General features: G+C 60.9%; 3 protein-coding genes and 4 rRNA genes. 5 read left to right on the top strand and 2 right to left on the bottom strand.

All coding sequences use genetic code 11. From position 1 onward, the window contains the following. Nucleotides 1-42: 42 nt before the first annotated feature. On the bottom strand, nt 43-639 hold the full coding sequence (locus CHAN_RS11515) for a cob(I)yrinic acid a,c-diamide adenosyltransferase (RefSeq protein WP_048742481.1): 597 nt from the start codon (nt 637-639) through the stop codon (nt 43-45). 47 nt (nt 640-686) lie between these two features. On the opposite strand from CHAN_RS11515, the gene murA reads away from it, so the two are divergent. From murA to rrf, 4 genes are all read left to right on the top strand, one after another. After that, the gene (gene murA / locus CHAN_RS11510; RefSeq protein ID WP_290289900.1) at nt 687-1,949 is read left to right on the top strand and encodes a UDP-N-acetylglucosamine 1-carboxyvinyltransferase; all 1,263 of its coding nucleotides are present in this window, start codon (nt 687-689) and stop codon (nt 1,947-1,949) included. A 532-nt stretch (nt 1,950-2,481) separates the two neighbouring features. Then, a 16S ribosomal RNA gene (locus CHAN_RS11505) occupies nt 2,482-4,002 on the top strand. A gap of 354 nt (nt 4,003-4,356) precedes the next feature. Next, a 23S ribosomal RNA gene (locus tag CHAN_RS11500) occupies nt 4,357-7,445 on the top strand. 154 nt (nt 7,446-7,599) lie between these two features. Next, nucleotides 7,600-7,716, top strand: a 5S ribosomal RNA gene (gene rrf, locus CHAN_RS11495). The 16S, 23S and 5S rRNA genes sit together here, the layout of an rRNA operon. 525 nt (nt 7,717-8,241) lie before the next feature. Here the strand turns inward: rrf and CHAN_RS11490 are convergent. After that, entirely contained in the window at nt 8,242-9,675 is a 1,434-nt protein-coding gene (locus CHAN_RS11490) for a nucleobase:cation symporter-2 family protein (protein WP_048744246.1), read from the bottom strand. A gap of 506 nt (nt 9,676-10,181) precedes the next feature. On the opposite strand from CHAN_RS11490, the gene CHAN_RS11485 reads away from it, so the two are divergent. Then, nucleotides 10,182-11,702: ribosomal RNA gene (locus CHAN_RS11485) — 16S ribosomal RNA — on the top strand. The last annotated feature ends 127 nt before the right edge of the window (nt 11,703-11,829 follow it).

The following is an 11,829-nucleotide window of genomic DNA, read 5'->3' as shown; positions in this document are numbered from 1 at the left end:
GCCGTGCCCTGATCGACGCGGCGGCCCGGCTTCCCCGTCCTCCTACTCGGTGGAGCCGGCGTCGCCGCCGCGCTCGCCGCCGGGGACCCACAGGACGTCGTCTCCGCCGTTGGCCACGCGCGACAGGATGAACAGCAGGTCCGACAGCCGGTTGAGGTACTTCGCCGGCCACGCCGACGTGGTGTCGGGGAACTCGCGCACCGCGGTCCACGCCTTGCGCTCCGCGCGGCGGGCCACCACGCGCGCCGAGTGGAGCAGCGCGCCCGCCTTGGTGCCGCCCGGCAGGATGAACGAGTTCAGCGCCGGCAGGTCCTCGTTGAACGAATCGCACCAGCCCTCCAGGCGGGTGACGTAATCCTCCGTGATGCGCAGCGGCGGGTACTTCGGGTTCTCCTCGATCGGGGTGGCCAGGTCGGCGCCGGCGTCGAAGAGGTCGTTCTGGATGTGCCGGAGCACCGCGGCGACGTCCTCGGACGGTTCGCCGAAGACGAGGACCTGGCCGATGACGGCGTTCGCCTCGTCGCAATCCGCGTACGCCTCCAGGCGCGGATCATCCTTGGGGACGCGGCTGAAATCGGACAGGCCGGTGGTGCCGTCGTCGCCGGTGCGGGTGTAAATGCGGGTCAAGTGAACGGACATGGCTCCACTCTAGGCAGCGGCGGCGAAAGTGTGGTTTCGTTGTTCCCGTGGCGAATGAACGATTCCTGGTCAAGGGAGGCGCACGGCTGAGCGGGCAGGTCCGCGTCGCCGGCGCGAAGAACTCCGTGCTGAAGCTGATGGGCGCGGCGCTGCTGGCGGAGGGCACGACCGTGCTGACCAACTGCCCGGCCATCGACGACGTCCCGCTGATGCAGAACGTGCTCGAGGGTCTCGGCTGCACCGTGGCACGGGAGCGCGACGTCGTTCGCATCGACGTGCCGGCCGAATTGTCGCCGCGGGCCGACTTCGACGCGGTGCGGCAGTTCCGCGCCTCGGTGTGCGTGCTCGGTCCGCTGACCGCCCGCTGCCGCGAGGCCGTCGTCGCCCTGCCCGGCGGCGACGCGATCGGTTCGCGCCCGCTGGACATGCACCAGTCGGGGCTGGAGAAGCTCGGCGCGCGGACCTACATCAACCACGGGTGCGTGGTGGCGGAGGCCGATCACCTGCGGGGCGCGCACATCAAGCTCGACTTCCCGTCGGTCGGCGCGACCGAGAACATCCTCACCGCGGCGGTGCTGGCGGAGGGCCGCACCGTGCTGGACAACGCCGCCCGCGAGCCCGAGATCATCGACCTGTGCGACATGCTCGTGGCCATGGGCGCCCGCATCCGGGGCGCCGGGTCGAACACCATCACCGTCGATGGGGTGGAGAAGCTCACCCCGACCCGCCACGAGGTCGTCGGCGACCGCATCGTCGCAGGCACCTGGGCGTACGCGGCCGCGATGACCGGTGGCGACATCACCGTCGGCGGCATCGACCCCAGCCACCTGCACCTGGCGCTGGAGAAGCTGAAGAACGTCGGCGCGAACGTCGAGACCTACGGCGCCGGATTCCGGGTGCGCATGCACGGCCGCGCGAAGGCCGTGAACTACCAGACCCTGCCGTTCCCCGGATTCCCCACGGACCTGCAGCCGATGGCCATCGCGCTCGCCGCGGTGAGCGAGGGCGTCAGCGTGCTCACCGAGAACGTCTTCGAATCGCGGTTCCGCTTCGTCGACGAGATGATCCGCCTGGGCACCGACGCCACCGTCGACGGGCACCACGTGATGATCCGCGGCAAGGAGCGCCTGAGCTCCGCGCCCGTGTGGTCCTCCGACATCCGCGCGGGCGCCGGCCTGGTGCTCGCCGGCCTGTGCACCGAGCCGGGCGACGTCACCGAAGTGCACGACGTCTACCACATCGACCGCGGGTACCCGGGTTTCGTGGAGACCCTCAATTCGCTCGGCGCAGAGGTCGAGCGGGTGGGCTAGAAAAAAGCGGCTTTGCGACGGCGGCCGGGATCCCCGGGAACGGGATCCCGGCCGTCGGCGTTTGCGGGGTTTGCGGTGAAACATGGGTTGACGTGGCGTTTTGCTTTGTTCGAAGCGGCGTGTGTAATGTTCTGGGAGTCAGCGAGGCCGACGCCGCAAGGCGGGACGGGCCGCTGGTTGGGGGAAGAGCCAGACACTGTTGGTTGGACGCTGCTTGCGCGGTGTTCGGCGGGTGTGCTAAGTTCTTCTCTCGCTGCTTGAAGCGCCGGGTGAGGCCTGGTTGTTTTGGGTGTGCGCGTGTTTTTTGAGAACTCGATAGTGTGCCGATGTACTATTTTTTGTGTTGATTTGGTGAGTGCCAGGAGTTTCTGGTTGCTCTTATTTCAACCTTTTTTGGCGTGCCTGCTCCTTCACCCTGTCGGGGTGGGTGCGCTGTTGTTTTTTTGGATGATGAATGCCAGGCTGACCATGTTTTTGTGGTTGGTTTGTCGTTTGTTTTTGCCGGTTTCGGGCTTTTCACTAAAAAAAGTCTTTTGTGGAGAGTTTGATCCTGGCTCAGGACGAACGCTGGCGGCGTGCTTAACACATGCAAGTCGAACGGTAAGGCCCCAGCTTGCTGGGGTACACGAGTGGCGAACGGGTGAGTAACACGTGGGTGACCTGCCCCGCACTTCGGGATAAGCCTGGGAAACTGGGTCTAATACCGGATAGGACCGCATCGTTGGGATGTGGTGGAAAGTTTTTTCGGTGTGGGATGGGCCCGCGGCCTATCAGCTTGTTGGTGGGGTAATGGCCTACCAAGGCGGCGACGGGTAGCCGGCCTGAGAGGGTGGACGGCCACATTGGGACTGAGACACGGCCCAGACTCCTACGGGAGGCAGCAGTGGGGAATATTGCACAATGGGCGGAAGCCTGATGCAGCGACGCCGCGTGGGGGATGACGGCCTTCGGGTTGTAAACTCCTTTCACCATCGACGAAGGTTTTCTGACGGTAGATGGAGAAGAAGCACCGGCTAACTACGTGCCAGCAGCCGCGGTAATACGTAGGGTGCGAGCGTTGTCCGGAATTACTGGGCGTAAAGAGCTCGTAGGTGGTTTGTCGCGTCGTCTGTGAAATTCCGGGGCTCAACTCCGGGCGTGCAGGCGATACGGGCATAACTTGAGTACTGTAGGGGAGACTGGAATTCCTGGTGTAGCGGTGAAATGCGCAGATATCAGGAGGAACACCGGTGGCGAAGGCGGGTCTCTGGGCAGTAACTGACGCTGAGGAGCGAAAGCATGGGTAGCGAACAGGATTAGATACCCTGGTAGTCCATGCCGTAAACGGTGGGCGCTAGGTGTAGGGGTCTTCCACGACTTCTGTGCCGTAGCTAACGCATTAAGCGCCCCGCCTGGGGAGTACGGCCGCAAGGCTAAAACTCAAAGGAATTGACGGGGGCCCGCACAAGCGGCGGAGCATGTGGATTAATTCGATGCAACGCGAAGAACCTTACCTGGGCTTGACATGTACGGGATCGGGCCAGAGATGGTCTTTCCCTTGTGGCTCGTATACAGGTGGTGCATGGTTGTCGTCAGCTCGTGTCGTGAGATGTTGGGTTAAGTCCCGCAACGAGCGCAACCCTTGTCTTATGTTGCCAGCACGTTATGGTGGGGACTCGTGAGAAACTGCCGGGGTCAACTCGGAGGAAGGTGGGGATGACGTCAAATCATCATGCCCCTTATGTCCAGGGCTTCACACATGCTACAATGGTCGGTACAGTGGGTTGCGATGCCGTGAGGCGGAGCTAATCCCTTAAAGCCGGTCTCAGTTCGGATCGGGGTCTGCAACTCGACCCCGTGAAGTCGGAGTCGCTAGTAATCGCAGATCAGCAACGCTGCGGTGAATACGTTCCCGGGCCTTGTACACACCGCCCGTCACGTCATGAAAGTCGGTAACACCCGAAGCCAGTGGCCCAACCTTTTTTGGGGGGAGCTGTCGAAGGTGGGATCGGCGATTGGGACGAAGTCGTAACAAGGTAGCCGTACCGGAAGGTGCGGCTGGATCACCTCCTTTCTAAGGAGCTTATTTTTTGAAAGTCGGGTTGTTGCCTGGTCACTCCTGTGGGGTGTGGTGGCGGCCCGCGTTTTTTGGGTGGACGCTTGCCGGCCGCATGGTGCGGTCCAACACGAAGAAGTTTGTGCATCGGTGCGCTGTCGGGTGTCTGGGAAGGCACGCTCGCATTACAGGCGGTTTTGGCCGTGTGTGGTGTGGTGGTTTTTCCTGTTGCGGTCATTGCCTGCTTCTCCTGCTTGTGTGGTGGGGGTGGTGTGGTGGTGGTTGGTGTTGTGTGAGAACTGGATAGTGGACGCGAGCATCTTGATTTTTCTGTAGATTTGTTCCAACAGTTTGTTCTGTTTGGTCGTTTTGTGTGTTGTGTTGTAAGGGCACACGGTGGATGCCTTGGCATCAGGAGGCCGATGAAGGACGTGAGAGGCTGCGAAATGCCTCGGGGAGCTGCCAACTGAGCGTTGATCCGAGGGTGTCCGAATGGGGAAACCTGGCCGTCGTTATGGGCGGTCGCCGCCAGATGAATTCATAGTCTGGTTGGTGGTTACGCGGGGAAGTGAAACATCTCAGTACCCGTAGGAAGAGAAAACAATTGTGATTCCGTTAGTAGTGGCGAGCGAACGCGGAGGAGGCTAAACCGCATGCGTGTGATACCTGGCAGGGGTTGCGTGTGTGGTGTTGTGGGGTTTGCGCGTGCATGGTCTGCCAGCTGTGCGCCGATGTTTGTTCGTGGTTAGCGGAAAGTGCGTGGAATCGCCTGCCGTAGACGGTGAGAGCCCGGTACGTGAAAGCCATGGCGCGTTGGTTGCGTTTGTCCCCGAGTAGCAGCGGGCCCGTGAAATCTGCTGTGAATCTGCCGGGACCACCCGGTAAGCCTGAATACCTTCTGTGACCGATAGCGGATAGTACCGTGAGGGAATGGTGAAAAGTACCCCGGGAGGGGAGTGAAATAGTACCTGAAACCGTGTGCTTACAATCCGTCAGAGCCTCCTCGTGGGGTGATGGCGTGCCTTTTGAAGAATGAGCCTGCGAGTCAGCGGCACGTCGCGAGGTTAACCCGTGTGGGGTAGCCGTAGCGAAAGCGAATACTAACTAGTGTGTTTGTAGTGGCGTGTCCTGGACCCGAAGCGGAGTGATCTACCCATGGCCAGTGTGAAGCAGAGGTAAGACTCTGTGGAGGCGCGAACCCACTTAGGTTGAAAACTGAGGGGATGAGTTGTGGGTAGGGGTGAAAGGCCAATCAAACTCCGTGATAGCTGGTTCTCCCCGAAATGCATTTAGGTGCAGCGTCGTGTGTTTCCTCCTGGAGGTAGAGCTACTGGTTGGTTTAGCGGGACTATCATCTTAGCGACATCAGCCAAACTCCGAATGCCGGTGAGGTGAGAGCACGGCAGTGAGACTGCGGGGGATAAGCTTCGTAGTCGAGAGGGAAACAGCCCAGATCGCCGGCTAAGGCCCCTAAGGGTATGCTAAGTGGAAAAGGATGTGGGATCGCGAAGACAACCAGGAGGTTGGCTTAGAAGCAGCCATCCTTGAAAGAGTGCGTAATAGCTCACTGGTCGAGTGGTCCTGCGCCGACAATGTAGTGGGGCTCAAGCATACCGCCGAAGCCGCGGCAATCAGCCTTTTGGTTGGTTGGGTAGGGGAGCGTCGTGTTCGGCTGTGAAGCTGCGGGGTGACCTGTGGTGGAGTGGACGCGAGTGAGAATGCAGGCATGAGTAGCGAATGAGGAGTGGAAAACTCCTCCGCCGGATGACCAAGGGTTCCTGGGCCAGGTTAATCCTCCCAGGGTGAGTCGGGACCTAAGGCGAGGCCGACAGGCGTAGTCGATGGACAACGGGTTGATATTCCCGTACCCGCGCAATCGCGCCCATGGTGAATCAGTGAGACTAACCCTCCTGAAGCGTCTTTTCGCTGCCCTTTGGGTGGTGTCTGGTCGTGGATGCAGGGGACCTGATCTGGTAGTAGCCAAGTGATGGGGTGACGCAGGAAGGTAGCCGTGCCACCGGATGGATGGTGGTGTAAGCGTGTAGCCCGCAGCCCAGGTAAATCCGGGTTGCGCTAAGGGTGAGACGTGATGCGTACCCGTAGTGGGGAAGTCGGTGATCCTATGCTGCCGAGAAAAGCCTCTAGCGATGTGGTTGTGTGGCCCGTACCCCAAACCGACACAGGTGGTCAGGTAGAGAATACTAAGGCGATCGGGTGAACTGTGGTTAAGGAACTCGGCAAAATGCCCCCGTAACTTCGGGAGAAGGGGGGCCTCGTGGTGTCCATGCCTTTTCGGCGGACGGCGCCGTGTGGCCGCAGAGAATAGAGGGAAGCGACTGTTTACTAAAAACACAGGTCCGTGCGAAGACGTGTAAGTCGATGTATACGGACTGACGCCTGCCCGGTGCTGGAAGGTTAAGAGGACCTGTTAGGTTGGCTTTTGGCCGGCCGAAGCGGAGAATTTAAGCCCCAGTAAACGGCGGTGGTAACTATAACCATCCTAAGGTAGCGAAATTCCTTGTCGGGTAAGTTCCGACCTGCACGAATGGCGTAACGACTTCCCTGCTGTCTCAACCACAGACCCGGCGAAATTGCAGTACGAGTAAAGATGCTCGTTACGCGCGGCAGGACGAAAAGACCCCGGGACCTTCACTATAGCTTGGTATTGGTGTTCGGTTCGGTTTGTGTAGGATAGGTGGGAGACTGTGAAACCTCAACGCCAGTTGGGGTGGAGTCGTTGTTGAAATACCACTCTGATCGTATAGGATATCTAACCTCGGCCCGTGATCCGGGTTGGGGACAGTGCCTGGTGGGTAGTTTAACTGGGGCGGTTGCCTCCCAAAGAGTAACGGAGGCGCCCAAAGGTTCCCTCAGCCTGGTTGGCAATCAGGTGTTGAGTGTAAGTGCACAAGGGAGCTTGACTGTGAGACTGACAGGTCGAGCAGGTACGAAAGTAGGGACTAGTGATCCGGCACCGGCTTGTGGAAGCGGTGTCGCTCAACGGATAAAAGGTACCCCGGGGATAACAGGCTGATCTTCCCCAAGAGTCCATATCGACGGGATGGTTTGGCACCTCGATGTCGGCTCGTCGCATCCTGGGGCTGGAGTAGGTCCCAAGGGTTGGGCTGTTCGCCCATTAAAGCGGCACGCGAGCTGGGTTTAGAACGTCGTGAGACAGTTCGGTCTCTATCCGCCGCGCGCGTGGAAACTTGAGGAAGGCTGTCCCTAGTACGAGAGGACCGGGACGGACGTACCTCTGGTGTGCCAGTTGTTCCGCCAGGGGCATTGCTGGTTGGCTACGTACGGAAGGGATAACCGCTGAAAGCATCTAAGCGGGAAGCCTGTTCCGAGATCAGGTTTCATTTGAGGTCCCCCATAGATGATGGGGTTGATAGGCCGGATCTGTACGCACGGTAACGTGTTCAGGTGACCGGTACTAATAGGCCGAACGTCAACACACACCCCACTTCGGGGTATGGCGTGTGACATTTCTACGTAACGAGAAGAACCAGGTTTGGTTCGCGTCCACTATCCAGCGTCTGGGACAGCACCGCCCACCCGCCCCGGTTTTGTTGGGGTGTTGTGGTGGGTTGCGGAGAAGTCCCGTGTATACGTGTCGGTGGTTATAGCGGTGGGGTCACGCCCGGTCCCATTCCGAACCCGGAAGCTAAGCCCACCTGCGCCGATGGTACTGCACCTGGGAGGGTGTGGGAGAGTAGGTCACTGCCGGCCAATAAACATGGTTTGTGTTGGAGCCGTCGTTGGTTCATGCCCCCTGGTGGGGTGTGGGCCGGCGACGGCTCCTTCGCGTTTGGGGGGTGTGGTGGTTAACCCACCCCGAATGGGCAGAGCCACCCGTTGCAGCGGGTGGGTGTGCGCATTCAGGGTGGGTGTGCCGCGCCGCGAAGGGCGTTGCGGTCGGCCGAGGCATGAAGAGGGGGTGGCGGTCGCCGGGGCGTGGCGGGGTGCGCCACAGCTTTTGAATCCTCGAGGCCGTCCTCGAGCTCTGCATGTTCGCGGAGCGGAAGGATCCCGGAATGGACGGGTTGCCGGGGTGCGGCGCCTCTGCGGGTTCCTTGCCGACGTCCTCGAGCTGGCGGTGCCCGCTGCGCGATGGGCCGCCGGGCCGGACGTGTCCACGCTCGGTCAGCCGGCTTCGGAGAATGGGAACGCCCCCGCGATCACGATGAGGGTGATCGCGGGGGCGTTGTCGTCGTAAAGCGAGCTGCGGCCGCGGGTGACCCGCGGGCGCCGGGGTCAGCGCTGGTCCGGGGTGTCTCCCCATCCGTCGTGATCCTTGTCCTGCGAGTTGATCCCGCCGCGGAAGGTGTCGTGGACGGTGTACTCCGCCGAATGCGGCGCTCGTTCGCCGGTGTTGAAGACCAAGTTGAGCAGGATCGCCGCCACCGCGCCAATGCAGATGCCCGACGCCATGAACGTCTGCGCCCACGACGGCAGCTGCGTGAACAAGCCGGGCGCGACGGCCGGCAGCAGCGCGAGCGCGAGGGGGACGCCGACGACGATGACGTTGGACTCGGTGAACTTCACCTTCGACAACGTGCGCACGCCCGATGCCGCGACCATGCCGAACAACGCGATGCCGGCGCCGCCGAGCACCGGGGCCGGGATCGCCGCGACGAGCGCCGCGGTCTTCGGGATCAGGCCCAGGATCACGAGCATGCCGCCGGCGACCGCGGTGACCCAGCGCGAGCGCACGCCCGTGATCGACAGGACGCCGATGTTCTGCGCGAACGCCGTGTACTGGAACGTATTGAAGATGCCGCCGACGACGGTCGCTGCACCATCGGCGCGCAGCGTGTCCGCGATCCGCCGGTCATCGACCTTCGAATCCGTGATCTCGCCGATCGCCAGGACGTCGCCCGTCGCCTCGACCATGGTCACCAGCGACACGATGCACATGGCGAAGATGGCGGCGAAGACGAACTCCGGGAGCCCGAAATAGAACGGGGTGGTGAGGCCGAAAACCGGGGAATCCGCGGTCGTGGACCAGTCGACCATGCCCAGCGGGATGCAGACCACGAGGCCCGTCAACATGCCCACCAGCACCGCAATGCGGGACAGCCACGCCGGCCCCCACCTGTCGATGACCAGGATGAGGGCGAGGACGCCGAACGCCACCGCGAGGTTCTGCGGCGTGCCGTAGGCATCCGTGCCCTTCACCTCCGCGCCGCCGCCGACCCAATCCGCCGCGACCGGCATGAGCGTCGAACCGATAATGAGGAGCACGGTGCCCGTCACCAGGGGAGGGAAGAACCGAAGCAGCGACGCGAACAGCGGGGCGAAGAGCATCATGAAGATGCCCGAGGCGATCACCGAGCCGTAGATGGCCGGCACGCCGTACTGGGAGCCGATGGTGACCATCGGAATGGCCGCGGAAAACGTGCAGCCCTGGATCAGCGGGAGCCGGACGCCGAAGCGCCAGATGCCCACCGACTGGACGATCGTGGCCAGACCCGCGACGAACAGATCGGCCGCGATGAGATGCGGGATGTCCGACGGCTGCATCCGGCCGGCGTCGACGAGCGCCCAACCCACGAAGAGGGGCACTGCGACCGCGCCCGCATAGGCCGCGAGGACATGTTGGAATCCGAGCAGCAGCGCCTTCGCGTGCCCCGGATACTGATCTACTGGATGGACCGCGGGCGGAGCCGCGACTTTCGAGGTGCTCACACGTGGAGCGTACGCCGCCGGTTAACCAACGGTAAATTGAACGGGATCGGCGCCCTGTGCTGGGGGTTTGTTGGGGTGCGGGGCCGTGTGTAGTGTTACCGGGGCAAGCGAGACGCCGGGTCGGTGCCGATGAGGTGCTGGTCGGGTGGGGTTGTTTGCGGGGAGTTCACCTTCTGGTCGGGCCGAGTTTGACTTCGGTTCGGCGGGTGGTTTAAGATTCCTTCTTGCTGCTTGAAGCGCCGGGTTCGGTCCTGGTTGTTTTGGGTGTGCGCGTGTTTTTTGAGAACTCGATAGTGTGCCGATGTACTATTTTTTGTGTTGATTTGGTGAGTGCCAGGAGTTTCTGGTTGCTCTTATTTCAACCTTTTTGGCGTGCCTGCTCCTTCACCCTGTCGGGGTGGGTGCGCTGTTGTTTTTTTGGATGATGAATGCCAGGCTGACCATGTTTTTGTGGTTGGTTTGTCGTTTGTTTTTGCCGGTTTCGGGCTTTTCACTAAAAAAAGTCTTTTGTGGAGAGTTTGATCCTGGCTCAGGACGAACGCTGGCGGCGTGCTTAACACATGCAAGTCGAACGGTAAGGCCCCAGCTTGCTGGGGTACACGAGTGGCGAACGGGTGAGTAACACGTGGGTGACCTGCCCCGCACTTCGGGATAAGCCTGGGAAACTGGGTCTAATACCGGATAGGACCGCATCGTTGGGATGTGGTGGAAAGTTTTTTCGGTGTGGGATGGGCCCGCGGCCTATCAGCTTGTTGGTGGGGTAATGGCCTACCAAGGCGGCGACGGGTAGCCGGCCTGAGAGGGTGGACGGCCACATTGGGACTGAGACACGGCCCAGACTCCTACGGGAGGCAGCAGTGGGGAATATTGCACAATGGGCGGAAGCCTGATGCAGCGACGCCGCGTGGGGGATGACGGCCTTCGGGTTGTAAACTCCTTTCACCATCGACGAAGGTTTTCTGACGGTAGATGGAGAAGAAGCACCGGCTAACTACGTGCCAGCAGCCGCGGTAATACGTAGGGTGCGAGCGTTGTCCGGAATTACTGGGCGTAAAGAGCTCGTAGGTGGTTTGTCGCGTCGTCTGTGAAATTCCGGGGCTCAACTCCGGGCGTGCAGGCGATACGGGCATAACTTGAGTACTGTAGGGGAGACTGGAATTCCTGGTGTAGCGGTGAAATGCGCAGATATCAGGAGGAACACCGGTGGCGAAGGCGGGTCTCTGGGCAGTAACTGACGCTGAGGAGCGAAAGCATGGGTAGCGAACAGGATTAGATACCCTGGTAGTCCATGCCGTAAACGGTGGGCGCTAGGTGTAGGGGTCTTCCACGACTTCTGTGCCGTAGCTAACGCATTAAGCGCCCCGCCTGGGGAGTACGGCCGCAAGGCTAAAACTCAAAGGAATTGACGGGGGCCCGCACAAGCGGCGGAGCATGTGGATTAATTCGATGCAACGCGAAGAACCTTACCTGGGCTTGACATGTACGGGATCGGGCCAGAGATGGTCTTTCCCTTGTGGCTCGTATACAGGTGGTGCATGGTTGTCGTCAGCTCGTGTCGTGAGATGTTGGGTTAAGTCCCGCAACGAGCGCAACCCTTGTCTTATGTTGCCAGCACGTTATGGTGGGGACTCGTGAGAAACTGCCGGGGTCAACTCGGAGGAAGGTGGGGATGACGTCAAATCATCATGCCCCTTATGTCCAGGGCTTCACACATGCTACAATGGTCGGTACAGTGGGTTGCGATGCCGTGAGGCGGAGCTAATCCCTTAAAGCCGGTCTCAGTTCGGATCGGGGTCTGCAACTCGACCCCGTGAAGTCGGAGTCGCTAGTAATCGCAGATCAGCAACGCTGCGGTGAATACGTTCCCGGGCCTTGTACACACCGCCCGTCACGTCATGAAAGTCGGTAACACCCGAAGCCAGTGGCCCAACCTTTTTTGGGGGGAGCTGTCGAAGGTGGGATCGGCGATTGGGACGAAGTCGTAACAAGGTAGCCGTACCGGAAGGTGCGGCTGGATCACCTCCTTTCTAAGGAGCTTATTTTTTGAAAGTCGGGTTGTTGCCTGGTCACTCCTGTGGGGTGTGGTGGCGGCCCGCGTTTTTTGGGTGGACGCTTGCCGGCCGCATGGTGCGGTCCAACACGAAGAAGTTTGTG

The organism is Corynebacterium hansenii (genome assembly GCF_030408795.1).
GTDB classification, from domain to species: domain Bacteria; phylum Actinomycetota; class Actinomycetes; order Mycobacteriales; family Mycobacteriaceae; genus Corynebacterium; species Corynebacterium hansenii.
Note: the sequence above shows the minus strand (reverse complement) of the source record. Positions and strands in the feature narration are given on the sequence as shown.

What these genes read in the sequence shown, in the direction of transcription:
- CHAN_RS11515 (WP_048742481.1), bottom strand. Translation starts at nt 639, where the DNA reads ATGTCCGTTCACTTGACCCGCATTTACACCCGCACCGGCGACGACGGC.